Origin of the sequence: Enterocloster bolteae, from assembly GCF_002234575.2 — a bacterium.
GTDB lineage: Bacteria > Bacillota > Clostridia > Lachnospirales > Lachnospiraceae > Enterocloster > Enterocloster bolteae.
This window is the reverse complement of record NZ_CP022464.2, coordinates 2,303,782-2,329,529: the sequence shown is the minus strand read 5'-3', so window position 1 is coordinate 2,329,529 and position 25,748 is coordinate 2,303,782. Positions and strand designations below refer to the sequence as shown.

Annotated in this window: 24 protein-coding genes; 4 read left to right on the top strand and 20 right to left on the bottom strand. The window is 52.2% G+C overall.

The window, feature by feature from the left end; translation table 11 throughout:
• Nucleotides 1-62 precede the first annotated feature (62 nt).
• From CGC65_RS10930 to CGC65_RS10895, 8 genes are all read right to left on the bottom strand, one after another.
• Nucleotides 63-1,004 carry an ABC transporter permease gene (locus CGC65_RS10930; RefSeq protein WP_002571164.1) on the bottom strand — a complete coding sequence of 314 codons (942 nt, stop codon included), beginning with the start codon at nucleotides 1,002-1,004 and terminating at the stop codon, nucleotides 63-65.
• Entirely contained in the window at nucleotides 998-2,026 is a 1,029-nt protein-coding gene (locus CGC65_RS10925; RefSeq protein WP_002569346.1) for an ABC transporter permease, read from the bottom strand. The genes CGC65_RS10930 and CGC65_RS10925 overlap by 7 nt, the downstream gene beginning before the upstream one ends.
• A complete protein-coding gene (locus CGC65_RS10920; protein WP_002569347.1) occupies nucleotides 2,019-3,548 on the bottom strand; it encodes an ABC transporter ATP-binding protein in 1,530 nt (509 codons plus the stop codon). The genes CGC65_RS10925 and CGC65_RS10920 overlap by 8 nt, the downstream gene beginning before the upstream one ends.
• A 90-nt stretch (nucleotides 3,549-3,638) precedes the next feature.
• Nucleotides 3,639-4,757: a BMP family protein gene (locus CGC65_RS10915; RefSeq protein WP_002569348.1), complete on the bottom strand. Its 1,119-nt coding sequence runs from the start codon at nucleotides 4,755-4,757 to the stop codon at nucleotides 3,639-3,641.
• 72 nt (nucleotides 4,758-4,829) lie between these two features.
• A complete protein-coding gene (locus tag CGC65_RS10910) occupies nucleotides 4,830-5,585 on the bottom strand; it encodes a MerR family transcriptional regulator (RefSeq protein WP_002569349.1) in 756 nt (251 codons plus the stop codon).
• Nucleotides 5,586-5,622: 37 nt separating this feature from the next.
• Nucleotides 5,623-7,053: an amidohydrolase gene (locus CGC65_RS10905; RefSeq protein WP_002569350.1), complete on the bottom strand. Its 1,431-nt coding sequence runs from the start codon at nucleotides 7,051-7,053 to the stop codon at nucleotides 5,623-5,625.
• A 180-nt stretch (nucleotides 7,054-7,233) separates the two neighbouring features.
• A complete protein-coding gene (locus CGC65_RS10900; RefSeq protein ID WP_002569351.1) occupies nucleotides 7,234-8,427 on the bottom strand; it encodes a dicarboxylate/amino acid:cation symporter in 1,194 nt (397 codons plus the stop codon).
• Between the two features lie 2 nt (nucleotides 8,428-8,429).
• Entirely contained in the window at nucleotides 8,430-9,707 is a 1,278-nt protein-coding gene (locus CGC65_RS10895; RefSeq protein WP_002569352.1) for an L-cysteine desulfidase family protein, read from the bottom strand.
• 173 nt (nucleotides 9,708-9,880) lie between these two features.
• Between CGC65_RS10895 and CGC65_RS10890 the strand changes: the two genes are divergently transcribed.
• Entirely contained in the window at nucleotides 9,881-10,753 is an 873-nt protein-coding gene (locus tag CGC65_RS10890; RefSeq protein WP_002569353.1) for a LysR family transcriptional regulator, read from the top strand.
• 205 nt (nucleotides 10,754-10,958) lie between these two features.
• Here CGC65_RS10890 and leuD read toward each other — a convergent pair whose 3' ends face one another.
• Together leuD and leuC are read right to left on the bottom strand one after the other, a co-directional pair.
• A complete protein-coding gene (gene leuD / locus CGC65_RS10885) occupies nucleotides 10,959-11,444 on the bottom strand; it encodes a 3-isopropylmalate dehydratase small subunit (RefSeq protein WP_002569354.1) in 486 nt (161 codons plus the stop codon).
• A gap of 44 nt (nucleotides 11,445-11,488) precedes the next feature.
• Entirely contained in the window at nucleotides 11,489-12,751 is a 1,263-nt protein-coding gene (gene leuC, locus CGC65_RS10880; RefSeq protein ID WP_002569355.1) for a 3-isopropylmalate dehydratase large subunit, read from the bottom strand.
• Nucleotides 12,752-12,900: 149 nt separating this feature from the next.
• Between leuC and CGC65_RS10875 the strand changes: the two genes are divergently transcribed.
• Nucleotides 12,901-13,782, top strand: coding sequence for a LysR family transcriptional regulator (locus CGC65_RS10875; protein ID WP_002569356.1), 882 nt, complete (start codon nucleotides 12,901-12,903; stop codon nucleotides 13,780-13,782).
• A 171-nt stretch (nucleotides 13,783-13,953) separates the two neighbouring features.
• On the opposite strand, the gene ilvC is transcribed toward CGC65_RS10875, so the two are convergent.
• The 8 genes from ilvC to CGC65_RS10835 all read right to left on the bottom strand — a co-directional run bounded on the left by ilvC (nucleotide 13,954) and on the right by CGC65_RS10835 (nucleotide 20,632).
• A complete protein-coding gene (gene ilvC / locus CGC65_RS10870) occupies nucleotides 13,954-14,964 on the bottom strand; it encodes a ketol-acid reductoisomerase (RefSeq protein ID WP_002569357.1) in 1,011 nt (336 codons plus the stop codon).
• Between the two features lie 112 nt (nucleotides 14,965-15,076).
• Nucleotides 15,077-15,580: an acetolactate synthase small subunit gene (gene ilvN / locus CGC65_RS10865; RefSeq protein WP_002569358.1), complete on the bottom strand. Its 504-nt coding sequence runs from the start codon at nucleotides 15,578-15,580 to the stop codon at nucleotides 15,077-15,079.
• 125 nt (nucleotides 15,581-15,705) lie between these two features.
• On the bottom strand, nucleotides 15,706-16,374 hold the full coding sequence (locus CGC65_RS10860) for an HAD family hydrolase (protein ID WP_002569359.1): 669 nt from the start codon (nucleotides 16,372-16,374) through the stop codon (nucleotides 15,706-15,708).
• A gap of 31 nt (nucleotides 16,375-16,405) precedes the next feature.
• Nucleotides 16,406-17,239 (bottom strand): NAD(+) diphosphatase, encoded by an 834-nt coding sequence (nudC, locus tag CGC65_RS10855; protein WP_002569360.1) that lies wholly within the window; start codon nucleotides 17,237-17,239, stop codon nucleotides 16,406-16,408.
• A gap of 201 nt (nucleotides 17,240-17,440) precedes the next feature.
• The gene (locus tag CGC65_RS10850) at nucleotides 17,441-17,623 is read right to left on the bottom strand and encodes an HPr family phosphocarrier protein (RefSeq protein WP_002569361.1); all 183 of its coding nucleotides are present in this window, start codon (nucleotides 17,621-17,623) and stop codon (nucleotides 17,441-17,443) included.
• Nucleotides 17,624-17,664: 41 nt separating this feature from the next.
• Entirely contained in the window at nucleotides 17,665-19,059 is a 1,395-nt protein-coding gene (locus tag CGC65_RS10845; protein WP_002569362.1) for an MATE family efflux transporter, read from the bottom strand.
• Between the two features lie 148 nt (nucleotides 19,060-19,207).
• On the bottom strand, nucleotides 19,208-20,158 hold the full coding sequence (locus CGC65_RS10840) for an SPFH domain-containing protein (protein ID WP_002569363.1): 951 nt from the start codon (nucleotides 20,156-20,158) through the stop codon (nucleotides 19,208-19,210).
• A gap of 21 nt (nucleotides 20,159-20,179) precedes the next feature.
• The gene (locus tag CGC65_RS10835) at nucleotides 20,180-20,632 is read right to left on the bottom strand and encodes an NfeD family protein (RefSeq protein WP_002569364.1); all 453 of its coding nucleotides are present in this window, start codon (nucleotides 20,630-20,632) and stop codon (nucleotides 20,180-20,182) included.
• A gap of 234 nt (nucleotides 20,633-20,866) precedes the next feature.
• Between CGC65_RS10835 and CGC65_RS10830 the strand changes: the two genes are divergently transcribed.
• Together CGC65_RS10830 and CGC65_RS10825 are read left to right on the top strand one after the other, a co-directional pair.
• Complete coding sequence (locus tag CGC65_RS10830) at nucleotides 20,867-21,880, top strand: asparaginase (RefSeq protein ID WP_002569365.1); 1,014 nt, start codon at nucleotides 20,867-20,869, stop codon at nucleotides 21,878-21,880.
• Between the two features lie 45 nt (nucleotides 21,881-21,925).
• On the top strand, nucleotides 21,926-22,936 hold the full coding sequence (locus tag CGC65_RS10825) for a helix-turn-helix domain-containing protein (RefSeq protein ID WP_002569366.1): 1,011 nt from the start codon (nucleotides 21,926-21,928) through the stop codon (nucleotides 22,934-22,936).
• A 228-nt stretch (nucleotides 22,937-23,164) separates the two neighbouring features.
• Here the strand turns inward: CGC65_RS10825 and CGC65_RS10820 are convergent, their stop codons facing one another.
• Both CGC65_RS10820 and CGC65_RS10815 read right to left on the bottom strand, forming a co-directional pair.
• Nucleotides 23,165-24,349 carry a M20 metallopeptidase family protein gene (locus tag CGC65_RS10820; RefSeq protein ID WP_002569367.1) on the bottom strand — a complete coding sequence of 395 codons (1,185 nt, stop codon included), beginning with the start codon at nucleotides 24,347-24,349 and terminating at the stop codon, nucleotides 23,165-23,167.
• Nucleotides 24,350-24,360: 11 nt separating this feature from the next.
• Nucleotides 24,361-25,743: an amidohydrolase gene (locus CGC65_RS10815; protein WP_002569368.1), complete on the bottom strand. Its 1,383-nt coding sequence runs from the start codon at nucleotides 25,741-25,743 to the stop codon at nucleotides 24,361-24,363.
• Nucleotides 25,744-25,748 lie beyond the last annotated feature (5 nt).

Genomic DNA, 25,748 nt, shown 5'->3' with positions numbered 1-25,748 from the left:
ACAGGCCCGGGGGACTGTCAATCATTATTCCGGGAAGAATATCCGCCTGAACCTTCAGGAGACTACCTGGCTCCCCTGATATACGGCTTGCCCAATGCCTCCGGCGCGCTGTTTTTGCCGATGGCGCCCAAAAGGGCAACCAGGGTTATGATGTAGGGCAGCATGGCCAGAGCCTGTGTGGGCAGGGGCACACCGATGGCCTGGAGACGGATCTGAAGGGCGTTGGCAGCGCCGAATATGAAGGCAGCACCCATCATTCCAAAGGGAACATACCGGCCCAGTATGACTGCAGCCAGGGCTATGTACCCTCTGCCTGATGTCATATTTTCAGAAAAATTGCCCACCTGCACCAGAACCAGATATGCTCCTCCCAGTCCTCCCAGCATACCGTTTAACAGCACGGCCGCCCACTGGTACCGGTGTACAGGGATACCGGCCGAATCCGCGGCCCTGGGATTTTCCCCGATGGCGGCAAAGGCCATTCCCTTTGATGTTCTGCTGTAAAACAGGGTGACCAGGATTACCAGCACGTAGACCCCGTATGTCAGCACATCCTGGTTGAACAGGGCGTTTCCTATGAGGGGTATGTCCCCCAGAAAGGGAATCTTAAGCTTTGCAAAGGGTTCTATCTGCTGATAAGACTGACCGCTTGACATCAGTTTATAGAGAAAACTGGTGACTCCGGCCATAAATATATTGATGGCGATTCCGCTGACGGACTGGTCCTGGGCCAGCCTGATGGACAGCAGCCCGTGAATGGCGCTGACCATGGCCCCGCCCGCCATGCCGCACAAAAGGCCCACGGCCAGGCTGCCGGAGTAAAAGGTTCCCGCAAAGGAGAAGAAAGCCCCGCCCAGCATGACGCCCTCCATGCCTATATTAAGGATTCCCGCCTTTTCAGATATGGTTTCCCCCAGTCCGGCGTAAATCAGGGGCACCGCCATTCTTACGGAAGCCGTCAGAAAGGCTGTCACGAAACCAACGGTCATGATTTGCTCTAACATGGTTTTTCCCCCTTTCTCTTCCTGTTAAACAGCTCCCTGCCCAGAATCAGCAGCACAATAAGACCCACCAGGATATTGACAATGGCTGACGGCACTCCCATCTGTCTCTGCATGGAATTGGCCCCCACCTCCAGGGCGGCAAACCCGATGGCGGCAAAGAGCACGCCCACCGGATGATTGGACGCCAGAAGGGCGATAAGCACCGCTGTGTATCCGCACTCCCCGGATATTCCCTCCAGAAGCTTTCTCTGCACACCCATAACCTCCACGGCTCCTGCGATTCCCGCCAGACCGCCGCTTAAAAATGCGGAAATGATGATGTTCCTGACAACCGAGATTCCATTACAGGCAGCAGCCCGCTTGTTGAATCCCACCACCTTGATTTCATATCCCACCGTTGTCTTTTCCAATATAAACCAGACAAGGAACACCATGAGCACGGCAATGATAAAGCCCGCGTGAAGCCTGGTGGGCTTTAAGAACCGGTAAAGAGTGACGGAAGGGTCCAGCTTGGGCGACTGGGGTATGCTTCCCGCCGGGTCCATGAGAAAGGTCCTGACTGCAATACCCAGGAAATTGATGGCAATATAATTCAGCATAATGGTTACAATGATTTCCGATATCCCCAGCTTTGCCTTAAACATGGCGGCTATGAGCGCCCAGAGACCGCCAAAGACAAATCCCATTAAAATGGCGCACAGGATGCGGAGTCCCCCGGGAACCCCGGTCCAGGTAAGGGCCGCCCATGCAGAGGCAAGGGCTCCTATGTAAAACTGCCCCTCGGCTCCTATGTTGAAAAAACCGGTCCTGAACGCCACCGCGCATCCCAGGCCCGTAAAAATCAGGGGAGTTGCCTTTACAAACACTTCCATAAACCCGTTCAGGTTTCCAAATATGCCTTTAAAGAACATGGCATAGGCCTCTGCCGGGCTTGCGTCCGACAGCATGATAAGAACCGTCCACACAGCCGCTGCAATGAGTCCGATACCCGCTATCTCAACTATCTTTGATTTCCTATTCATCTGCCGCCTCCTTAGCAATACCGCCCATCAGCAGGCCAATTTTATGTACATCCGCCTCATCCCGGTTCAGAATCCCTATGATACGGCCTTCATACATAACCGCAACCCGGTCGCTTACTCCCAGGATTTCATCCAGGTCGGCTGATATCAGCAGGACGCATCTGCCCGCATCCCTCTGCCTGAGAAGGGTTTCATGGACAAACCGGGTGGCACCGATATCCAGTCCCCTTGTGGGCTGGCTGGCCACAATCAGGCCGGCTTCCTCAGATATCTCCCTGGAAAGAATAACCTTCTGCTGGTTTCCGCCGCTCATCAGCTTTACCGGTGTTTTGCTGCCGCTTTTGCCCGAGGTCTTGATGCTGTATTCATCCAGGGCCTCCCTGGCTCTCTTCTCAGCCTGTCTGTAGTCCAGCACCATGTTCCGCGAAAATGGCTGCCGGTCAAAGTCCCTTAAAATCAGATTGTCTTCCACTGTCATGTCCATGACAAGGCTGTCGCCGTGGCGGTCGTCGGAAATATAGGAGATGCCGGCCCGAAACCGCTCTTTCACACTGTCCCTGCGTATATCCTTTCCCTGGTATTCCATCTGTCCGCTGTTTATCCTGCGGATTCCTGTTATTACCTCAGCCAGTTCCTTCTGTCCGTTGCCTTCCACACCTGCGATTCCCAGGATTTCTCCCCTGCGGATTGTAAGGCTTACGTGGTCCAGGGACATCTTGGTACTGTGCTTTTTGTGGAGGCACACATCCTTAAGGCTTAAGGCGGTGTCCCCGGCAGCGGATTCCCTTATCTCCCTCCCCGCCTTAAGCTCCCGCCCAATCATGCAGGCGGACAGTTCCTCCGGCGTTGTCTCCTCTGTCACCAGACTGCTGACCTTTCGGCCATCCCGAAGCACCGTCACCCGGTCGCTGATATCCATGATTTCCCCCAGACGGTGGGTGATGATAATGATTCCATACCCCTCATCCCGCAGCCGTTTCAAAACCCCGAAGAAATTCTCCGTTTCCTGGGGGGTGAGCACGCCGGTAGGTTCGTCCAGAATCAACAGGCTTACATCCCGGTACAGGGCCTTTAGAATCTCCACCCTCTGCTGCTCTCCCACGGAAAGGGTGTGGACAGGCGCTTCCGGGTTCACTAAAAGGCCGTAGGTCGCGGCAAGGCCTGTCAGTTTTTCCCTTGCCAACTTCCGGTCCGCCACGATTCCCTGCCCTTTCAGACCCAGCATCACATTGTCCAGCACCGTCATTTTCTTCACCAGTGAAAAATGCTGGTGCACCATGCCGATTCCCCTGGCAATCGCCTCCCCCGGCGACTTAAATTCCACATGTTCGCCTTTAAAACAGATTTCCCCTTTGTCCGCCTGGTAAATGCCAAACAAAATGTTCATGAGCGTGGTCTTGCCAGCTCCATTTTCCCCTAACAGCGCATGTATCTCCCCCTGCTCCACAGACAGGTCCACATCCTCGTTGGCATACACGCCTGCAAAGGATTTGGTTATATGCTTCATCTCAAGTAATGGCATCTGTTCCATCCTTTCTTTCCAAACAGGGCCCGCACCCCCGGACACGCTCAGCTGCGCTTGGTTTGATGCAGGCCCTTTTCAGGAAATATCTTATGCTCTGGGCTTGGTATCACATGGTACTTCAAACTCTCCAGATTCAATTGCCGCAATCTTATCGGAAATTTTCTGCTTCAGCTCATCAGGAACAGCGGAATCCAGATTGTGGTAAGGAGCAACGCTCACTGCCCCGTCTGCCATTCCCAGCTGGTAGATGCCGCCCTCAAAGGTTCCGTCCGCAACCGTCTTAAAGGCCACCTCAATCACATGGGGAATATGGTAAACAGAGGAGGAAAGGATGGTGTCTGGTGCCAGGTCGTTCTGGTCATAGGAATCGCCTGTGGCGTAGACCTTTGCTTCCTTTGCCGCGTTGATGGCTCCTGTTCCGGACTCGTTGGCACAGTGTCCGATTACATCCGCGCCGTTATCAATCATGGCCTGGGCTGCCTCCTTGCCAAGGGCCGTATCGGTAAAAGAACCGGTCCACGCGGTCTGTACCTGGATGTCAGGGTTTACTTCCTTTGCCCCGTCCTCAAATCCGTTCATGATTTTAACAAGGGATGCGCCCTGAATCGGTCCGATAAAGCCTACCTTTCCGCTCTCAGACATGCCGGCTGCCAGCATTCCCATGATGTATCCGCCTTCCTCGCACTTAGACACATAGGAGGCCACATTGTCGGCAGAAACCTCGCCTTCGGTCACAATGAACTTTGTATCCGGATATTGCTCCGCAACGTCCACTGCCGGATCCCCGAACTCATATCCATGGCCGATGACCACGTCATATCCGCTGGCCGCGTAATCCGCAAAGGCTGCCTCAATATCATCCGGTGTCAGATTCTCCGTATAGGTCACCTCACAGCCGTAATCCGCCTCCAGAAGCTTAAGCCCGTCATAGGCTGACTGGCACCAGCCCATATCATTGGCTGCGCCGGACAGGCACAGGGCCACCTTGTATGTCTTGCCGTCCGCTGTCTGTCCCTCTTTTGCCTGGCCGTCATCGGCCTGGTCCCCTTTTTCCTGGGTATCTCCGGTCTGGGCGGACCCTGCCTGCTTATCTGCCGCCTCTGTCTTTGCCTCTGTCTCCTTTGCCTGTCCGCTGCATCCGGTCAGGCCAAAGCCTGCCATGGATAATGCCAGGGCTGCTGCCGCTAAACGCATTCTGTTTTTCATGATTCTTACCCTTCCTTTTTCCTTAGATTTTTCATGTTTCCTCATATGTACTGCATCATCAGTTATATGTATCTATAACACCCGGATCTGCATGGCGGTGATAAAGTTTTCGTTATCACTCTCCACGAACTGATCCAGAATATTAAAATTGATGGCCTGAGCCCCCAGCTCAAGGTCCGGCCTGGCCTCTCGCAGGCGCCGGATGGTATCCGGCACGCCCTCGTATCCTCCCAGATGGTATCCGCAGAGAAAATCGCCTTCCGGGATAATCTGGATTCTGGACTGGGGTATGGTCTTTGGCAGCTCCTCATCATCCGGATACAGGTAGGCGCCAAAGTATTTCCGGTCCCCCTCATAAAAGGCTATGGTGGGATAAAAGTAAAAGGAATTCTCCCTGTACAGCAGCTCCTCGTCGCCAATGGAAATAAACTTCCGGTCCTCAAAATGCTTCACCGCAATCTCATCCAGGCAGATTCCATCCATCTCCTGTTCCATGAACCGGATTTTCCTCTGGATGGCCTCATCTATGTTGAGCAGCTCCTGCCACTGCCTGCGAAGCTCCTGGGAGCGCTGCTTCATGATATCCACAGCCCTGTTGGAGTTTAAGCTGGTTCTGGATTCCTTAATTTCCTCCAGGGAATAGCCCAGACGGCGCATATAGGACACCGTGGCCAGCTCGTATATCTGGTCAAACTCATACTTTCTGCGCCCGTTTTTCTCATTGCGCTCCCTGGGAGAAAAGATGCCGACGCTGTCATAGTAGTACAGTGTCTGTATGTTAAGCCCGAACAGCTCCGCCAATTCCCCGATAGAAAAATATTCCTTCACCTGCCAGCCTCCTTTCCTTTTTCCGCCAAATTCCCCGCTAAATAAAATCCCTGTAGGCACTGTGAGGTTCCCGGATGACCCTTGTGCATACAGCCTCTCCATCCATGGCCAGCTTTCTCTCATCCACACCTTTCAGAATGCCGTCTTTGTAAACAATGTTTCCGTTAATCATGGTCATCCACACCGGTCCGGTAAGTCCCACTCTTGCCAGCAGGTTCTTCGGGTCGTGAAGGGCCCCGGCCAGCTCCAGTGTCTCGGTGTCAATCATAAACAGGTCCGCTGCTTTTCCCGCTTCCAGGGTTCCCAGGTCAGTTCTTCCAAGGGTCTTTGCCCCGTTTACCGTGGCCACCTTTAGCATATCATAGGCGGAGGTGCATCCCCCTCTCTCCTTGGTGTGGTATGCCTGCATCAGATAAGCCATGCGCAGGGCATCCAGCAGATTGGAGCTGTCATTGGTGGCGGAACCGTCGCACCCCAGGCTCACCAGAATGCCTGCTTCCTGCATTTCCTTTATATTGAGAATCGGGAAGCCGCCCAGCACAGCCGGTGCCGGACAGTGGGAAACCCCTGTTCCTGTGGCTGCCAGGACCTTATATTCTTCCTTTGTCACTTCCCAGTCATGGGCATACCATACATCCTCACCGATAAAGTCCATCTCCTCACACCAATCCATGGTGCGCTTGCCCCAGCGGGCGATCATGCCTTCGTTCTCTCCCTCGCCCAGATGAGTGTGCATCCTGACTCCCTTTTCCCTGGCCATGGCCACGGTCTCGGCAAAGGTGTCCCTGCGGCAGTTAATGGGCTGGCAGGGCGCCATTACGATCTGCTTCATGGAAAAAGGCCTGGGATCGTGATACAATCCGATCAGCCGGTCGCAGTCCTTTAAGAACTCATCCGTTGTCTCCAGCATATTGTCGGGAATGGAGCTTCCCTCACTTCTTGGAAGGGTGTTGGTCCCCCTTCCGGCATGGTACCGGATGCCCAAAAGCTCTGCTGCCTCCATCTGGCGGTCCACCGGCGACTTGCCGGTCTTCCTGGTGTAGCAGTATTGGTGGTCAAAGGCGCAGGTACAGCCGTGTTTAATCAAATCCGCAAAGGATGTAAGGGTGGAGTAGTAAATCACATCGGAATCAATATTCTGGAATATGCGGTAAATTTTATCAATCCAGTCCATCACCATCATGTTGGGATAGTCAATGGTTATGAGATTGCGCACAAAAGTCTGGAAAAAATGATGGTGGGTGTTAATCAGGCCGGGATACACGAACTTTCCCTCTGCCTGTATTACCTGGACCTCCTCCTGCTTCCATTCTCTTCCTGACACCGGGTCTCTTTGGTTCATCAGGTCCCTGCCGATTGCCAGTATCCTTGGACCCTCAATGAGCATGTCCGCGTCCCTGTAAACCCGGTCTTCCCCGTCGCAGGACACGATTGCCCTGGCATTCTTAATAAGAATCTTTTTGTCCATTCCTTACCTCTCTTTCGGAAATATCATGCTGCAAAAAGGACCGGCTTTGCCAGCCGGTCCTTTCCGCTTGGCTCTTGAACCTATTATATATCCTATAGTTACTATAGGTTCAAGAGCAATTTTGTCTTTATTATAAATTGCTATATTCATATTAGTAAGGCTTATAAATATACAGACCTATCACAGCCCGCTTTCAATCTTCTGCCTCTTGATTCCATGTTTCTCGGCAAAGCCTGTAAGAATCATGGTCAGGGCACCGTCACCGGTCACGTTGCAGGCGGTTCCGAAGCTGTCCTGAAGAGCAAAGATGGTGAGCATCAGCGCTGTCCCTGTTTCGTCAAATCCCAGTACGCCTGTAATCAGACCCAGAGAAGCCATAACCGTGCCTCCGGGAACACCGGGCGCTCCGATGGCAAACACGCCTAAAAGTGCGCAGAACAAAATCATGGTACCCAGGGACGGTATGGTTCCGTAGAGAATCTTGGAAATGGTCATTACAAAGAATACCTCTGTCAGAACAGAACCGCACAGATGGATGTTGGCAAACAGCGGAATGCCGAAATCCACCATATCATCCCTCAGTGGCGGCTGTGATTTCTTGGCGCAGCGCAGGGCCACAGCCAGTGTGGCCGCGGACGACATGGTGCCTACCGCGGTAATATAGGCGGGTCCGTAATTCTTTATGACATCAAACGGATTCTTGCCTGAATAGACGCCGCCGATGGCATACAGCAGGGCCAGCCAGATATAATGGCCAATCATGACAATGATGACTACCTGAAGGAACACAGGAAGCTGTTTTGTAATAGTCCCCTCATAGGAAAGGGCGCAGAATGTAAATGCGATAAACACAGGAAGGATGGGAATTACCACCTTGGTAACAATGGACAGCACAATCTGCTGGAACTCCTCCAGCACCTGAGTAACCACCGCGGCCCTGGTCCATGTGGCGGCCAGGCCCAGAAGCAGTGAGAACACCAGGGCGCTCATCACAGGCATAATTTGAGGTATATCTAACTGGAACACGATTGCCGGCAAATCCTTTAATCCCTCCACCTCAGTGGCAATGGACAGGTGGGGAATCATAAGGAAACCTGCCGTCATAGAAAAAAGGGCTGCTCCGATCGATGAAACATAGGCAATAATAATTGCAACTCCCAGCATTTTGGATGCATTGTTGCCCAGCCTTGTGATGGAAGGGGCAATGAATCCGATAATGATAAGAGGCACACAGAAAACAATGACCTGATTCAGGATGTATTTGATTGTCACAACAACATGCATAAGGCCGCTTCCGGCCAGCTGGCCGACTATGATGCCCAGGATAACGCCCAGAAGCAACCGAAACGGTAAACTGCCTGTTATTTTTTTCATACTTATTCTCCAATCATGATTTTTATGATTTCCTCATTGGTCTCCTTCATCCCTTCTTTTCCAAGGCGACCAACGTTCTTAAGTGTGGCCTCGACACCCTTGGTGACGATGCCGTCTCCCCCGTAAAACTGCTGACCGCGTATATACATGTTGTAGCCCAGAATTCCCGCGTCCACTGCCGAGGCAATCTTGGCTGCACAGGAAGCCTTTGCCCCATCGCAGACAATGCCCGACACAATGGCAAGGGCGTTTACAACCGTATGTACGACTTCTTTAAAACCGCCGCCGCACAGGTAAGCAATCCCTGCTCCGGCGCCTGCCCCGGCGCTGACAGCTCCGCAGTAAGCGGAAAGCCTGCCGATGGGCGTTTTCTGATGGATGGCTGTCAGGTTGGACAGAGCCAGGGCCCTGTACTTCTTATCCTCATCCACCTTAAATTCCTCCGCATATACCAGCACGGGAACAGAGGCAGTGATACCCTGGTTGCCGCTTCCCGAATTGATGATGACCGGCAGTTCACAGCCATTCATCCTGGCGTCAGAACCTGCTGCTGCCATGGCCTTGGCCCTGGTGCGGACGTCATTTCCAGACATTTCCAGAAGAACAGAGCCGATATTGGCGCCGTAATCCCCTTTTAACCCCTCCTGGGCAATGGCCCAGTTGTACTTAATCTGACGGTCCAGCACTTCCCGGATATCCTCAATGTCCACTGTATTGATAAAATCCCAGATATCCTCCATGTTGAGCAGGCTTCTGTCGGTCAGACCTTCCTCCTCCTCACCGGCCACCTCTACCTGCTTAAGAATCTCCCCATTCTTTTCGATCAGCACGATATTGGTATGATAATTGGCGATGCGGACCTTGGCGTAGGAATCCCCCTTATACAGAGTTACGATGATATCAAAGGTAATGCCGTTATCCACATGCTCCACCCTGATTTCCGTGTCATCCAGGAATTCCTTCATCTGTCTGGTTTCATCTGGCGTAACTTCTGCAATCACCTCCAGTTCTTTGTCCGAATCTCCCGCAACGATTCCTGCTGCTGCTGCTGCCGGAATCCCCTTCAGATGATTCGTGTTAGGCACGATGACTGACTTCACATTCTTGATGATGCTTCCGCTGGCTCCCACCACAACACGGTCCGGCAGCTCTCCCAGCACTTTCCTGGCCGTGGCCGCCGCATAGGCAAGGGCAATGGGCTCCGTACATCCCATGGCCGGAAGCAGCTCCTCCTTCAGAATTTGAACATAAGCTCCGTACTTAACATTTGTTTTCTCCATGATGATTGTGATTCCTTTCTCATTTTAATTGATTATCCGGAAAATTACTATACATTTTGTATTGATTTCTGATTAGTATTAATGTAGCATAAAACCATATGGTTGTAAAATTTAATGTTTTTATGATATCGTTTAAAAATTTTTATACAAAATGAGCAAAGGAAGCACATAATATGGAGCTACGGGAGATTGCCGCCTTTATCCAGGTGGCGCAGTTAAAGAGCTTTTCCAAGGCAGCCAAGCAGCTGGGTTATTCCCAGGCAGCCGTCACCATCCAAATCAAGCAGCTGGAGCAGGAGCTGAACGTCCATCTCTTCGACCGCATCGGCAAACAGACCACCCTGACCCACCAGGGAGCCCTGTTCTATGAACACGCTGTCTCCGTCATGAAGGAGCTGGAACATGCCAGGGATGCGGTCACCCATGTATCGGAGCTAACCGGAAGCCTGTGCCTGGGGACCATTGAATCCATTTGCGCCACCATATTCCCGGAGCTTTTAAGGGAATACCACCGGCTCTACCCCAAGGTCAACGTAAGGCTCATCACCGACTCCCCCGAGACGCTGCTGGAGATGATGAACAGCAATGCCATTGATATAGTGTATTTCCTGGATAAGCGTATGTATGACAGCAAATGGATAAAAGTCCTGGAGGAGCCGGAGGACATTGTGTTCGTCACTGCCTCCGGCCATCCCTTTGTGGGCAGGGACAGCCTGGACCTGGACCTGGTCATAGACCAGCCCTTTATCCTCACCGAGCGAAACGCCAGCTACCGTTTCATCCTGGACCAGTATCTGGCGGCCCAGGGCAAGGAGATACACCCCTTTCTGGAGATTGGCAACACGGAATTCATCATCAGCCTGCTGAGAAAGAACCTGGGGGTTTCCTTTCTTCCGGAATTCACCATACACCAGGATATTATCAACGGGGAGCTGGCCGTCCTGGATGTCAGGGATTTTTACATGAGAACCTGGCGTCAGATTGTTTACCACAAGGATAAATGGGTCACCAGGGAGATGGACGCTTTTCTGCGTCTGGCAACGTAGCGGCCGCGGTCCCTCGCCGCGATCCCTCATGTCCCGGCCGCGGTCCCTCATGACCAGCCCCATAACCAAACCGCCATGAAAAATTCATGCTCAACGAGCAGCAAATCATGCTCAAAAAGCAGCAAAAAAGCAGCCCGGCGCGTCAGAATTTTTATTCTGAAAGGAGCATATCCTCCCTGCCGCACATGGGCTGCTTTCTTTTTTTCTATTGTCCGTTAATGTAATTCACCAGGCCGCCTGCCGATATGATTTTCTGCATGAAGGGCGGGAAGGACTGGCCCTTATACGTCTCTCCCTTTGTCTTGTTGGTGATGATTCCGCTGTCAAAATCGACCTCCACCTCATCCCCTGCCTCTATGGATCTGGCCGCCGACCCACACTCAATGATGGGAAGGCCGATGTTAATGGAATTCCGGTAGAAGATACGGGCAAATGTCTCCGCGATAACGCAGCTCACTCCCGCGCACTTGATGGCCAGAGGCGCATGTTCCCTGGAAGAACCGCAGCCAAAATTCTTGTTGGCCACAATGATGTCCCCCTTCTGGACCTGATTTACAAATTCCTTGTCAATATCCTCCATACAATGTTTAGCCAGCTCGTCGCCCTGGGTGGCGTTTAAATATCTGGCCGGGATAATGACATCCGTATCCACATTGTCGCCGTATTTAAAAACGTGTCCGCATGCTTTCATGTTCAGTCTCCTTTTCCTTTCACAATGATATTGCCTTTGTTCCGTTAATCCAGCTGGCAGGGGCAGATGATTTTACCCGCCACGGCACTTGCGGCAGCCACGGCCGGGCTGGCCAGATATACCTCTGAATCCACGTGTCCCATACGTCCCACAAAGTTACGGTTTGTTGTGGAGATACATCTCTCCCCGGCCGCAAGGATACCCATATAGCCGCCCAGACACGGACCGCAGGTAGGCGTGCTCACCACGGCTCCGGCCTCAATGAAAATCTCCAGAAGCCCTTCCTTCATGGCCTGAAGGTAGATGGACTGGGTGGCCGGAATCACGATGCAGCGCACACCCTTTGCAATCTTTCTGCCCTTTAATACCTCCGCCGCGATTCTCATATCCTCAATACGGCCGTTGGTACAGGAACCGATAACCGCCTGGTCCACCTTTACCTCTCCTACCTGGTCAATGGTCCTGGTATTGGAGGGAAGATGGGGGAAGGATACCGTGGGCTTTAATTCGGACAAATCAATCACATATGTCTCATCATACTCCGCGTCCTCATCCGCCTCGTATACGGTAAATTCACGTTTGGAATGCTCCTTCATATACTCCACAGCCAGCTCATCCACAGGGAAGATTCCGTTCTTTCCGCCGGCCTCAATTGCCATGTTGCAGATGGTAAAGCGGTCGTCCATGGAAAGATTCCTGATTCCCTCTCCCACAAACTCCATGGATTTATACAGGGCTCCGTCCACACCAATCATACCTATAATATGTAAGATTACATCCTTGCCGCTGACCCACTTCGCGGGCTTGCCCACCAGCTGGAATTTAATGGCGGAGGGCACCTTGAACCAGGCCTTGCCGGTCACCATGCCGGCTGCCATATCCGTGCTCCCCACGCCTGTGGAAAACGCTCCCAGGGCTCCGTATGTACATGTGTGGGAATCCGCGCCAATGACCGCGTCTCCGGCCACCACCAATCCCTTTTCAGGAAGAAGGGCATGCTCAATTCCCATGTCGCCCACATCGAAATAATTGGTTATCTCATGGCGGCAGGCAAACTCCCTGCAGCACTTGCAGTTCTCAGCCGACTTTATATCCTTGTTCGGGATAAAATGGTCCATAACCAGGGCAATCTTATCCTTATCAAATACGGTCTTTCTGTCCATCTTCTTCATCTCGTTAATGGCAACCGGAGAAGTGATGTCGTTTCCCAGCACTAAATCCAAATCCGCCTCTATAAGCTGTCCCGCCTTCACTTCCTCAAGTCCTGCGTGGGCAGCCAGGATTTTCTGGCTCATGGTCATTCCCATAACTTATTTCCTCCTTCAATATCCTTCTCTATTAATTCTTTGAAATTATTTCATCCATGCTTTACATTTTAGCATATGTATTGTTATAATAAAAATACATAATATGAATGGGATATATGAAAAAATGTTATATAGCAGGAGGGGATTCCATGGAACAGAACCTGTCCCAATACAAGATATTTTATGAAGTGGCCAAAGCCGGCAACATTTCCAAGGCAGCAAAGGAACTTTACATCAGCCAGCCAGCCATCAGCAAGGCCATCAGCAAGCTGGAGGACAGCCTTGGCCTGTCCCTGTTTACCCGAAGCTCCCGCGGAGTGCAGCTCACCTCTGAGGGTGAAATATTATTTGAACATACCAGGGAGGCATTTGACGCCCTGGACCGGGGCGAGCAGGAACTGAAGCGGATTCAGGAATTCGACATCGGCCACTTGCGGATCGGTGTGAGCAACACACTGTGCAAATATATTCTGCTTCCCTATCTTAAGACCTTCATTGACCAGTATCCCCACATGAAGGTCACCATAGAGAGCCAGGCCACGGCCCAGACCCTGGCCCGGCTGGAACAGCAGAAGATCGACCTGGGCCTGGTTGCCGAGCCTTCGGTGCGCCGTGACCTGGCCTTTATCCCGGTCATGGATATCCAGGACACCTTTGTCACCACCCCCAATTATCTGGAGAACCTGTACCTGAGGGAAGGGCAGGACACCAGCCTGTTTGAGACCGGAAATATCATGCTTCTTGACACCAGCAACATGACCCGCCACCATGTGGACGAATACATGGCGGAAAACAACATCTTTCCCCATCAGATTCTGGAAGTGACCACCATGGACCTGCTGATTGAGTTTGCCAAGATTGGCCTGGGTATTGCCTGCGTCATCAAGGAGTTGGTGCAGAAGGAGCTGGACAGCGGCATGCTGGTGGAGATTCCTCTGGATATCCCCATCCACCGCAGGACCATCGGCTTCGCCTATCACCCGGCCAACCAGGCCATGGCCCTAAAAACATTTCTGGAGTTTTTGTACTGATATTCAGGACGTACATATTCCCGTACATATTCCCGTACGTATCCTGCCCATTATTCTGCATATATAAAACAGGCGGATTCCCCGGATTTTTCCGGGGCATCCGCCTGTTCTTTATTCTTACCTGTATCCGCCAAGATCCGCGGACACAGTCTATGTAGCATTAGTTATTAATTAGTTGTTGATCAGTTTGTCCGTATCATTCCAGCTGTAAAGCTTTCTCAGCTCAGCTCCCACCTTCTCAAGAGGCTGCTCTGCCTCGTTCTTCCTCATGGCATTGAAATGCGGGCAGCCAACCTGGTTCTCAAGAAGCCACTCTTTTGCAAAGGAGCCGTCCTGGATATCGGACAGAATCTTCTTCATGGCCTTCTTTGTCTCGTCGGTTACAATCTTTGGTCCGGTGATATAATCGCCGTACTCAGCTGTATTGGAAATGGAATAACGCATGCCTGCAAAACCGCTCTCATAAATCAGATCCACAATCAGCTTCATCTCATGCACACACTCAAAGTATGCATTCTCAGGAGCATAGCCTGCTTCCACCAGGGTCTCAAATCCGGCCTTCATCAGGGCGCACACGCCGCCGCAGAGCACTGCCTGCTCACCAAACAGGTCGGTCTCGGTCTCTACTCTGAAGGTAGTCTCCAGGATACCTGCCCTTGCGCCGCCGATTCCCTGTCCATAAGCCAGCGCCATATCCATGGCCTTGCCTGTGGCATCCTGGTAAACAGCAACCAGACATGGGGTTCCTCTGCCCCTCTGATATTCGCTTCTCACGGTATGTCCCGGTGCCTTGGGAGCGATCATGGTAACGTCCACATCCTTAGGCGGAACAATCTGTCCGAAGTGGATGGCGAAGCCATGGGCAAACATCAGCATCATTCCAGGGCGCAGGTTTGGCGCGATGGACTCCTTATACATGGCTGCCTGCTTCTCATCGTTGATCAGAATCATGATGACATCTGCTTTCTTGGATGCCTCTGCTGCTGTATATACCTCGAATCCCTGCTCCTGTGCTTTCTTCCAGGAACGGCTGCCCTCATACAATCCTACGATTACATTGCATCCTGACTCCTTTAAGTTTAAAGCATGTGCATGTCCCTGGCTGCCGTAACCGATCACAGCAATGGTCTTGCCCTCCAGTAATGACAAATTACAATCTTCCTGATAATAAATCTTTGGCATTGCTTTTTTCCTCCTTCAATTCCTTTGAACTTAAATCTTAAATAATATATGTTTAAGGCAACAAAACCGACGACTCTCTGTCCGCCTTTGGCCGCCCCCTTAAGCCTCTGTTTTACGGAAGCATCCTGATATCCTCTGCGCCCCGCTCCAGGCCAGTAAGGCCGGTTCTGGCCAGCTCCAGGATTTCATAATCCTCCAGCAGGTTAATAAGCGCATCCAGCTTGGACTGGTCTCCTGTCAGCATAACGGTCAGTGAATCCTTTCCCACATCCACGATGGTGGCGCGGAAGATACTGGATATGGCGCTGACAGACTGGCGGTCGCTGGCATTGGCACGCACCTTCACCATCATCAGTTCCCTGTATACGGAACGGTCCGGCTGCAGCTCCTTGATATCCCTTACATCCTCCAGTTTATTGAGCTGGTTCTTTATCTGTTCCAGGACGGTCTGGTCTCCCAGGGAAACCACGGTCATCCTGGAGTACCGCGGGTCAGCGGTGACACCTACAGTCAGACTCTCAATATTGTATCCGCGGCGGCTGAACAGCCCTGCTACACGGGCCAGCACACCTGCAGTATTGTCCACAAGCAGCGATAACACGATTCTGTCGTCCATCTAATCCCACCCTCTCATTTGATGGCAAGCGCCAAAGCAGCTGCCTTCTTAATAGTAATTTCAATCATAGCAACCATTGTTCTATTTGTCAATTGCATAATAGGAATGGTTATTATGAGCTCAAGTTATAGTGACAGAAGCAAATCCCTTAAATCCTTCACCGTCTCTGCAATCCAGGCAGGCCTGCACGCATCCATCTCCTGGCGGTCCCCATATCCGTAGAGTACGCCCACGCATTCCATGCCGCACTCCCTGGCCCCCAGGACATCGTGCTCCCTGTCTCCCACCATTACACAGCGTCCGATTGTCTCATCGTCCGACTCCAGGCCGCACTGTTCCAGCACATACCGGATTACATCCGCCTTGCGCACCCGGGTTTCCCCCATATCGGCACCGCCGATGAAATCAAAATACTCTGCCATGTCAAAGTGATCCAGTATCTTCTTGGCAAACTCCTCCGGTTTGGAGGTTGCCACTAACAGCACTCTTCCTGCTTCCTTCAGGGCTTCCAGCATTTCCTTTATGCCGGGATACTCCTTGTTCTGGACCCAGCCCCGGACGCTGAAATACTCCCGGTATGCCTGCACCCCCTCCCATGCCTGCTCATCGGAAAAGCCGTAATACCTCTTGAAGCTGTCCCTCAGAGGCGGCCCGATGAAAGGTGTCAGGCTATCCAGATCATCTGTCTGTATGCCGAAATGCTCCAGTGCATGCTGCACCGATTTGGTGATTCCCTCCTTAGGGTCTGTCAGAGTTCCATCCAGGTCAAATAAAATATAATCCTTACGGTTCATAGTCACTTCTCCTTTTATATGCAGCTGTCTGCTATATCTTTCCATCCTTAAACGCCTTCATCATCTCATGTCCCACGCTGATATAAGGTCCGTATTCCACGATTTCATCCCGTGTAAACCAGCCGGCCTCGCACAGCTCCTCTTCCTCCAGACATATGGTGTCATCCCCGTCCAGCTCTGCCGTAAATCCCACCATCTCCGTATCGGAAAATGCCCAGGGCTGGCTTTTATAGTAGCGGATATTCTTCACCCTGAGGCCCACTTCCTCCATGACCTCCCTGCGCACGCAGTCCTCAAAGGTCTCTCCGATTTCCACAAATCCGGCAATCAGCGCATAGTTTCGGTAAGCGCCTCTGGCATAGCGGGACATGAGCAGCTTGTCCCCATTGGTAATGGCCACGATGACAGCCGGACTGATTTTAGGGTACTCCGTCTGTCCGCAGGAAGGACAGACCAGGGCGCGCTCCTTCAGGCTGGGTTCTGTCTTCGCTCCGCAGCCGCCGCAGAACCGTCTGCTCTGCATCCACCGGTAGAGCTGGCTGCCCGTTATCCCCGCAAATGCCTGGTGCAGAGGTTCAAAATTCCGGAACACAGTCAGAGGCTCCATATAGAATCCTCCGAATTCCGGCACTTTCATATCCGTCACACAGTAATAGGCCCTGTCATCAATGGAAAACAGGTACTCGGCCTGTGCCGAAAAATCTCCTTCCGCCCCCAGTTCCCCGAAGGTGGGAATCACACTCCCCCTTCCGCTTTTGATAAGCATTACCTTATTATATTCGTAGTGGAGCAGGTAATCCCTGTCTTCCGGCTTCTTCCTCCTGAATACAGGGTCATATGTATGCGGCGCAATATCCTGAATCATGCATTTAGCCTCCGTCCTTTACGGTCTGTTAATCCTAAACGTCCAGTCTGTAAAAATATATTTAGTGTCTATTGTATCACAGGAACGGTTCATTGTAAAACCTTCCTTTCAAATCGGCAATACAGCAGCAATGCAGTACCAACCGGCAGGCAAGCCCATTGAAAAAGGACGCCCTTAAATCCGGAACGTCCTTTTCACCTCTCAGTCATGAATCACAACATTCAATTTTTTATGAATCCCCAGGCTGAGAATTCCCAGTATGGACTTTCCGTCCACCATGCAGCTGCCGCAGCACACGTCGATATCTTCCGGCTGCTTCTCGCTCTGCTGGACAAACCGCTTTACATCCTCCACCGAATCAAACATAACTTCCTTAGTGGTCATATGGGCACCTCCTGTCATTTTATACAGAAAGTCTTCCCATCTCAGAATGGCTTATACACGCCGAAGCGTTTTTTAAGCGGCTTAAGCTTCCAGCGTCTGAGACTGCTGAAAAAGTAATAATAAATCACAAAGGCAACCGTGGTCAGGCTCCAGGTCAAAGGATAGCAGAAGGCAGCGCCGATGATGGTGTGGTAATGAGGCAGAACAAACATAATCCACAGCACCCGGACCGCGCACACGCCGATGCCCGTAATGATAAGGGGCATCCATGCGTCCCCCACCCCCCTCAGGGTACCGGATAGTATCTCAATGGCAATATAGGTAATAAAGGTAGGAACCATGAAATGCAGCAAATCCATACTGATGGCCTGGACCTGCTGGTCCGTGGTAAACAGCTCCACCAGCAGATGGCCGCCGTTATACAGGACCACTCCCACGGACGCTGTCAGCACCACACCGATCACCATGCAGGCACCGGCTCCCTTGCGCACGCGGTCCAGGCGGCCGGCTCCGAAGTTCTGTCCCACAAAGGTAGTGGCAGATATGCCAAGGGCATTGATCATCATCCAGTAGAGACCGTCCACCTTGCCGTAGGTGGCCCACGCAGTCACATTGTCGGTTCCCAGGGTATTGACGCCGGCCTGGATGATGACATTGGATATATTATACATGACGGACTGCATTCCCGCGGGGATACCGATACGCACAATTCTCTGGAGCATCCTCTGGTCAATGCGCACCTTCTTCCATTCCAGCTTATACATATCATCGGTTTTCATAAGGGCCAGGACCACCAGGACTGCGCTTAAAAGCTGGGAAGTGATGGTAGCCAGGGCAGCGCCCGCCACTCCCATCCCCAGCACTGCCACCAGCAGCACATCCAGAATGATGTTGGTAAAACAGCTGGCAATGAGGAAATACAGGGGCCGCCTGGAATCTCCGACAGCACGCAGGATTCCGGCGCCCATGTTGTAGACCAGGTTGACTATGATTCCCAGGAAATAGATCCGGATATACACCACCGCATGGCCCATGACATCCTCCGGCGTTTTCATGGCCTCCAGGGCCCAGGGCGATCCCACCAGTCCCACAATCATAAAGATAATGCCCCCAATAACGGAAAAAGCAATGGATGTATGTACGGCCCAGTGGACCTTATCCGCCTTCCTGGCACCGTAAAACTGAGATATGACCACCGTGGCACCGCTGGACAATCCCACAAAGAAACCCACCAGCAGGTTAATCAGGGTGCTGGTGCTTCCTCCTACTGCGGCCAGGGCCTGCTTTCCCACAAAGCGGCCCACCACCATGGCATCCGCCGTATTATAAAGCTGCTGGAAAAATGTCCCGAACAATATGGGAAAGAAAAACAGCAGCAGCTGTCCGAAAATGCTTCCTTCCGTAATACGGTTTCCCTTTACAACCTTTCCCTCCATACCTGCACCTCATGTCTGTACATTTTCGTAAAAAATCATAAAGAATAAAACAGCACCCACCAGTTAGGTCAGCTGATGGGTACTACCTTCAATTCCTATCTTATATCATGGACCGGCTTTTGTCCACTGGATTTTATTCTGCGGCCTTTTATTCCGCAGCCTCATCTTTTGAGGCTACCTCTGCTATGGACTTTACCAGGCCTGCAATTCCCTGGATATCCGAAGGAATGATAATCTTATTAGCCTTTCCGTTGGCAGCTGCCTGGAATGCTTCCAGACTCTTAAGCTGGAGAACTGCATTGTCAGCCCCAGCCTCCTTGATAAAGCGGATACCGTCTGCCGTAGCCTTCTGTACGGAACGGATGGCCTCTGCTTGGCCTTCCGCCTCTCTAATCTTCTTCTCCTTCTCTGCCTCGGCGGCAAGAATAGCTGCTTCTTTCTCACCCTCCGCATTCAGCACAGCTGACTCTTTGTGGCCTTCCGCCACCAGAACCATGGACTTCTTCTCGCCCTCTGCCCTCAGGATGGATTCACGGCGCTCGCGCTCTGCCTTCATCTGTTTTTCCATGGCCTCCTGGATGGCTGCCGGAGGAATAATGTTCTTAAGCTCTACCCTGGTCACTTTGATGCCCCATGGGTCCGTGGCAATATCCAGGGACTCCTGCATCTTGGCATTGATGGTCTCCCTGGAGGTCAGCGTTTCGTCCAGCTCCAGGTCACCGATGATATTACGCAGGGTGGTGGCTGTCAGGTTCTCAATGGCAAGTAACGGGCGCTCCACGCCATAGGCATACAGCTTCGGATCCGTAATGTAGAAAAATACCACCGTATCAATCTGCATGGTTACGTTATCCTTGGTGATAACCGGCTGGGGCGGAAAGTCCTCCACCTGCTCCTTCAGGTTTACCTTCTTGGCCACACGGTCGATGAAGGGAACCAGGAAATGAATGCCCACGCTGTATGTGCCCAGGTAGGCACCCAGCCTCTCCACCACCAGAGCCTGAGCCTGAGGCACAACTCTGATACAGGTGGACAGAACAAATAAAATAATGACTGCAATGATGATGAACGTGATGAATCCTCCGATTGCTCCAAACATATGAATCCTCCTTATGTTTCTTTATGCTTTTTCAACTTCATGTTCCTGCTTCGCCGCAGCTACCAGCAGCTTTGCCCCGCTGACAGCGGATATAACCACCACATCACCTGCTTCAAAGGTATCCCCCTCCTCTGCCGCCCTGGCAAGCCAGGTCTCACCGGCCAGAATGGCGGTCCCTGTACCTGCCACATTATCAATACGGTCCTTGACCACAGCCTTGCGGCCTGTAAGACTGTCAACATTGGTTTTTGTCCGCTTGCCGTACAGGTACTTGTAAGCAAAGGGACGGACCATAAGAAACAACATGAAGGACACTGCCACAAACACTGCCAGCTGGGGATACAGACCGCCTCCGCACACCTGCACCACCAGCGCGGCCAGGGAACCCCCTGCAAACCAGATGCTGGTCAGAGATGTGGTAACTCCTTCCACTACCAGAAAAACCACAAACGCGATAAGCCAAATAAGGGACATGTAAATCTCCTTTCATCTGCACAGAATATGGAGAAAATTGGTTACTTATTCTTATTGTATCATAGTCAGATTTAAAATCAATCAAGGGATTGTAAATTTATCATATTCTTAATATAATTGTAAGCAGTACGAAAGGTTATACGGCAGTAAAGACGCTGCTGCTGTTATTATATGTTTTTGCAAACAGGTTATACTTAACAGTAACTTAAACACACATGATTAAGGGGGCACAATATGAAACGCATACTCTTACTGGGAACAGGCGGCACCATTGCCTGCAAGCGCACGGATAAGGGGCTTAAGCCCGTCATTACATCGGATGAAATCCTGTCCTATGTGCCTGACAGCCAAAGCTACTGTGAAATCCACTCCATCCAGCTGATGAACATAGACAGCACCAACATACAGCCCTGCCACTGGCTGGCAGTAGAAAAGGCGATTGAGGAAAACTACAGCCAATACGACGGCTTTGTCATCACCCACGGCACGGACACCATGGCTTATACGGCCGCGGCCCTGTCCTACCTGATTCAGCATTCGCCAAAGCCCATCATCATCACCGGGGCCCAGAAGCCCATCGACATGGAGAATACGGACGCCAGAACCAACCTGGCCGACAGCCTTCTCTTTGCCTCCTGTCCCGGCGCCCACGGCGTAAACATTGTCTTTGACGGCAAGGTCATTGCGGGCACCAGAGGAAAGAAGGAGTGGACAAAAAGCTATCACGCCTTTTCCAGCATCAACTTTCCGTATGTTGCCATCATCCAGGACGGTCAGATTATATTTTACCTGGACGACAAGGACAGGGACAAAGAGCCGGTCTGCTTTTACCGTCAAATGGACGGGGATGTGGGGCTCATGAAGCTGATTCCCTCCATGGACGCTTCTCTGCTTGATTACATGGCGGAGCATTACGACGCCGTCATCATAGAATCCTTTGGGGTAGGCGGCCTGCCTTCCTACCAGGACGGGGATTACCACGGCGCCATCGCCCGGTGGACAGGCCTTGGAAAGACTGTCATCATGACCACCCAGGTCACCAATGAGGGCAGCGACATGTCCGTCTATGAGGTGGGCCGGAGCATCAAACAGGAATTCGGCCTGCTGGAAGCCTATGACATGACCCTGGAGGCCGTGGTCACCAAAATCATGTGGATACTTGGACAGACTAAGGACCCTGCCCGGATACGAAGGATGTTCTACGAGACCGTGAACCGGGACATACTCTGGAAATGGAGTGAAAATTAATACCCTGCCCCTTTGGAGACAGTATATTGACAGGAGATATCCGCGATGAAGATAGCAGTAATACTAACCCGTTTTTTGAAGGACTATGTGGAGTCCTATTTTAATTCCCTTTCCCTTGACTGTGAATTATCTTATTATATCTACAATGATTTTGCCCATGCAGGGGAATTATATCTGGAATTGGAGAAATCCTACGACGGTTTCCTGGTCAGCGGACCTGTCCCCAGGGCCGCCATCTGCCGCAGGGTGCCGGTACTCACCAAGCCCATTGTTTCCTTCGGCAGCAACGCCCTCTGCTACTACGAGACCTTTTTCCAGGTGCAGTTTAAAGAACAGGACTTTTATCTGGAGAGGGGGTATTTCGACCTGCTGGAATGGCTGCCGGAAACAGTTCCCCTGCACCAGTACCTGGAGCGGGGCCAGTTTAACCAGCTCATATACAAGGTGTACCAGAACACCTCCACCTATTCCCTGGAGCAGCTGTGCGAGATGGAAAAGAAAATCAAACTCAAACACATACGCCTTTGGAATGAGAAGAAAATCCAATACTCCGTGACCCGCTTCAGCAATATTATACAGGATTTACTGGACGCCGGGGTAAACACCTATTTCGTCTACCCCAAATATGAGATACTGCAGGAATCCGTCACCCTGCTGCTGCAGGAGATACATCTGAAAACCATTGTACAGAACCAGAACGCCATCACGGCCTTAAACCAGCAGTTTTCCGACGGCGCCTCTGTCATGGCTCCCCAGCTTTCCAAAGACCCTGACACCTCCGCACCGCTTACCTCCCGGAGCCGTCAGCTGTCCCAAAAAGCCGGCATCTCCGTATCCTATGCGGACCGCCTTCTCACAGCGCTGTCCGCCATGGACCGGGACTGCATCACTTCCCAGGCCCTGGCAGCAGCCCTGCACATTACCCCCCGCAGCGCCAACCGCCTCCTTGGCAGGCTTTCCGCCACCGGTATTTTCCTGGAGCTGGAACGGCAGCCGTCCTTTACAAGGGGAAGGCCGGAAAAGATTTACCAGTTTCATCCCGAACTTATTTCATGAACGGCAGGATATGGTTTGGAACCGCCGGAAATGGTTCAGGAGCAACGGGACATATTCCATAATGGACTACATACAGGAAAACAGCAGAATACAGCAGGAAGCCGTATCTGATAACGCTGATAACAGAGAGAACACAAAACAGCAAAAAGTGAGACGTCCCGGGGAACACCCCGTCCGTCTCACTTTTTTGTCAATCCGTCTTAACCCTTATTTCCGTCCCGTTCACTTTTAATGGGCATTCAGCCATCTGACCGCACAGTGGGCAAACGCAGCCACTGCATGCTTCATGCCGCTTTCATTGAATATGACCTTGGAGTTGTGGCTGATATAGGGATACCCCTCCTGCTTGTCCCCCAGGCTGACCCTGAACAGAACGCCGGGCGCCTCCTTCAGAACCTCCGCAAAATCTTCCCCTCCCATTATCTGGGGAAGCATCATGGTTCCTTCCTCTCCAACCAGCTCCTTTACATAGCCGAACATCTCATCGCCCACCTGGAGGTCATTGACCGTGGCCGGCAGTTCGCTTGGAAATTCCACCTCTGCCCGGCCCCCGTACATGGCTGCTGTCTGTTCTGAAATCTCCTTCAGACGCCTCTTGGCCAGGCTTCTCACATTCTCCTCATAAGCCCGGATACTTCCGCACATAAATCCCTGCTCCGGTATCACATTCCCTGCCCTGCCCGCGCTAATCTGTCCAATGGTCAGGGCCAGCGCGCTTCCCCTGGGCTTTTCCGAGCATTCGATGGACTGAAGGCCATTGTATATCTGGCACAGAATCTGCACCGGGTTGACCCCGGATTCAGGACTGGCCCCATGGGCGCTTTTGCCCCGGACCGTGATCCGGAACATATCGGCGGAGGCCATCATGGGTCCGCGGGTATATCCGATAATTCCCGTAGGCACATGATCCCTTGCCACCACCTGGTGGAAGGCCATGCATGCATCCACATCCGGCGAACGCAGCACCCCTGCTTCCACCATGGTGCGTGCGCCTCCTCCGCCCTCCTCCCCGGGCTGAAACATAAACTTGACTTTGCCCCTCAGAAGGTCCTTGTGCTTCATCAGGAGCTTTGCCGCTCCCAGAAGCATGGCTATATGGGTATCATGGCCGCAGGCATGGCTGATTCCGGGATGTTTGCTGGCATATTCAAGACCGCTTTCTTCCCCGATGGGCAGGGCATCCATATCCGCTCTGAGAAGCAGCGTCTTACCCGGCTTTTGGCTGTCCAGCACAGCAACGATTCCAGACTGGCATATGTACTCCGGCTCATACCCCATATTTTTAAGTTCCCGCTCCACAAATGCAGCTGTTTCCGGCAGGTCCATGAGAAGCTCCGGATATTGGTGGACATGACGTCTCCACCCAATCACTTCCTGCTCAATTCCTTCTGCTTCCTTTAAAAAATCCACCATGTCAATCCTCCTTACCAGGGCATCGTCATTCCATCCGGTATCGGGCACTTGTAGCTGCGGCCCTCCATCTGTCTGTCAAATTCCTCTTTAGCCTGTGCAATCAGTTCCGGCTTTTCAATGAGCTTAAGGCCGTATAACGCCATTACCTTAGCTGCGTAAATCATTCCCTTTTCACCGATGGAGCTTCCCGCGCAGGATGCAAACTGCCAGCTGTGGGCAGGCGCCCCCATGTTGGTGCAGGCCGTAAAGAAATAGGCGGTTGGAACCAGATGCATCACATCCCCCACATCGGTGGAGCCGTAGCTGTTAAAGCAGGTCACCTGGCCCGGTCCGGTGTACAAATGTGTATCCGCAGACAGGCCATATTTTTTCGTGGTTGCCCTGGCAGCGTCCGCAGTCTGTTCATCCAGGGCTGCCGCAAAGTCCAGTTCCTCCTGTGTCCATGGTTCCTGCGGAATCTCGTTCATGGCTTCTGCCACCACACCGGCCAGCACATGATTGTTCTGGGTGTTATAGCAGCCTCCAAGGAATTCTATTTCCAGCTCTGTCTCCGTCATCATGGCCGCGCCTTTTGCCACCTTCACAAGACGTTCATACACATTTTCCACCACTTCCCTGGAAAATGCTCTCATGTAATACCATACCACCGCCTTATCCGGCACTATGTTGGGCGCCACGCCTCCGTCCACAATGGTGTAGTGGATACGCACATCCGAAGGCACATGCTCCCTCAGGTAATTGGCACCGATATCAGTCAGCTCCACAGCGTCCAGAGCACTTCTTCCGTTTTCAGGCGCATTGGCCGCATGGGACGCCTTTCCGTAAAAGTGGAATTTGGCAGAGTTCACTGCCGTGGAAACGCCCACTGTTGCCTCGTTGATTTTGTTGGGATGGAAATTCACCGCCACATCTAACCCCTCAAAGGCTCCGCCCTTTGCCATCAAAGGTTTTCCTGTCAGCAGCTCTTCCCCGGGGCATGCATAGAATACAATGGTTCCTGGAAGATTTCTCTGAATCATCTCCTCCTTAAGGCCAATCACGCCGGCCACATGGGCGGAACACAGCAGGTTATGGCCGCAGCCGTGTCCATAGGGCTGTCCCTCCACTGGCTCCTTGTTGACCGACACCTTCTGGCTGAGTCCCGGCAGCGCGTCAAACTCACCCAAAAATCCCATGACAGGATGACCGCTTCCATAGACAGCCTTTATGGCCGTGGGAACACCTCCTGCCCCGGTTTCCACCTGAAATCCTTCCTCACGCAGCAAATCCGCCACCTTCTCCTGGGCCTTATATTCCTTGAATCCGGCCTCCGGGTGATTCCATATATATTGGCTCAGGCTGTCGATTTTCTGCCTTTTTCTCTCAATTTCTTCAATTGCAATCTGACCTGTCATATACT

Bases quoted from the DNA above. Each gene is read 5' to 3' on its own strand.
- CGC65_RS10930 (WP_002571164.1), bottom strand. From the start codon at position 1,004: ATGTTAGAGCAAATCATGACCGTTGGTTTCGTGACAGCCTTTCTGACG.
- CGC65_RS10925 (WP_002569346.1), bottom strand. From the start codon at position 2,026: ATGAATAGGAAATCAAAGATAGTTGAGATAGCGGGTATCGGACTCATT.
- CGC65_RS10920 (WP_002569347.1), bottom strand. From the start codon at position 3,548: ATGCCATTACTTGAGATGAAGCATATAACCAAATCCTTTGCAGGCGTG.
- CGC65_RS10915 (WP_002569348.1), bottom strand. From the start codon at position 4,757: ATGAAAAACAGAATGCGTTTAGCGGCAGCAGCCCTGGCATTATCCATG.
- CGC65_RS10905 (WP_002569350.1), bottom strand. From the start codon at position 7,053: ATGGACAAAAAGATTCTTATTAAGAATGCCAGGGCAATCGTGTCCTGC.
- CGC65_RS10900 (WP_002569351.1), bottom strand. From the start codon at position 8,427: ATGAAAAAAATAACAGGCAGTTTACCGTTTCGGTTGCTTCTGGGCGTT.
- CGC65_RS10895 (WP_002569352.1), bottom strand. From the start codon at position 9,707: ATGGAGAAAACAAATGTTAAGTACGGAGCTTATGTTCAAATTCTGAAG.
- CGC65_RS10890 (WP_002569353.1), top strand. From the start codon at position 9,881: ATGGAGCTACGGGAGATTGCCGCCTTTATCCAGGTGGCGCAGTTAAAG.
- leuD (WP_002569354.1), bottom strand. From the start codon at position 11,444: ATGAAAGCATGCGGACACGTTTTTAAATACGGCGACAATGTGGATACG.
- leuC (WP_002569355.1), bottom strand. From the start codon at position 12,751: ATGGGAATGACCATGAGCCAGAAAATCCTGGCTGCCCACGCAGGACTT.
- CGC65_RS10875 (WP_002569356.1), top strand. From the start codon at position 12,901: ATGGAACAGAACCTGTCCCAATACAAGATATTTTATGAAGTGGCCAAA.
- ilvC (WP_002569357.1), bottom strand. From the start codon at position 14,964: ATGCCAAAGATTTATTATCAGGAAGATTGTAATTTGTCATTACTGGAG.
- ilvN (WP_002569358.1), bottom strand. From the start codon at position 15,580: ATGGACGACAGAATCGTGTTATCGCTGCTTGTGGACAATACTGCAGGT.
- CGC65_RS10860 (WP_002569359.1), bottom strand. From the start codon at position 16,374: ATGAACCGTAAGGATTATATTTTATTTGACCTGGATGGAACTCTGACA.
- nudC (WP_002569360.1), bottom strand. From the start codon at position 17,239: ATGATTCAGGATATTGCGCCGCATACATATGACCCTGTATTCAGGAGG.
- CGC65_RS10850 (WP_002569361.1), bottom strand. From the start codon at position 17,623: ATGACCACTAAGGAAGTTATGTTTGATTCGGTGGAGGATGTAAAGCGG.
- CGC65_RS10845 (WP_002569362.1), bottom strand. From the start codon at position 19,059: ATGGAGGGAAAGGTTGTAAAGGGAAACCGTATTACGGAAGGAAGCATT.
- CGC65_RS10840 (WP_002569363.1), bottom strand. From the start codon at position 20,158: ATGTTTGGAGCAATCGGAGGATTCATCACGTTCATCATCATTGCAGTC.
- CGC65_RS10835 (WP_002569364.1), bottom strand. From the start codon at position 20,632: ATGTCCCTTATTTGGCTTATCGCGTTTGTGGTTTTTCTGGTAGTGGAA.
- CGC65_RS10830 (WP_002569365.1), top strand. From the start codon at position 20,867: ATGAAACGCATACTCTTACTGGGAACAGGCGGCACCATTGCCTGCAAG.
- CGC65_RS10825 (WP_002569366.1), top strand. From the start codon at position 21,926: ATGAAGATAGCAGTAATACTAACCCGTTTTTTGAAGGACTATGTGGAG.
- CGC65_RS10820 (WP_002569367.1), bottom strand. From the start codon at position 24,349: ATGGTGGATTTTTTAAAGGAAGCAGAAGGAATTGAGCAGGAAGTGATT.
- CGC65_RS10815 (WP_002569368.1), bottom strand. From the start codon at position 25,743: ATGACAGGTCAGATTGCAATTGAAGAAATTGAGAGAAAAAGGCAGAAA.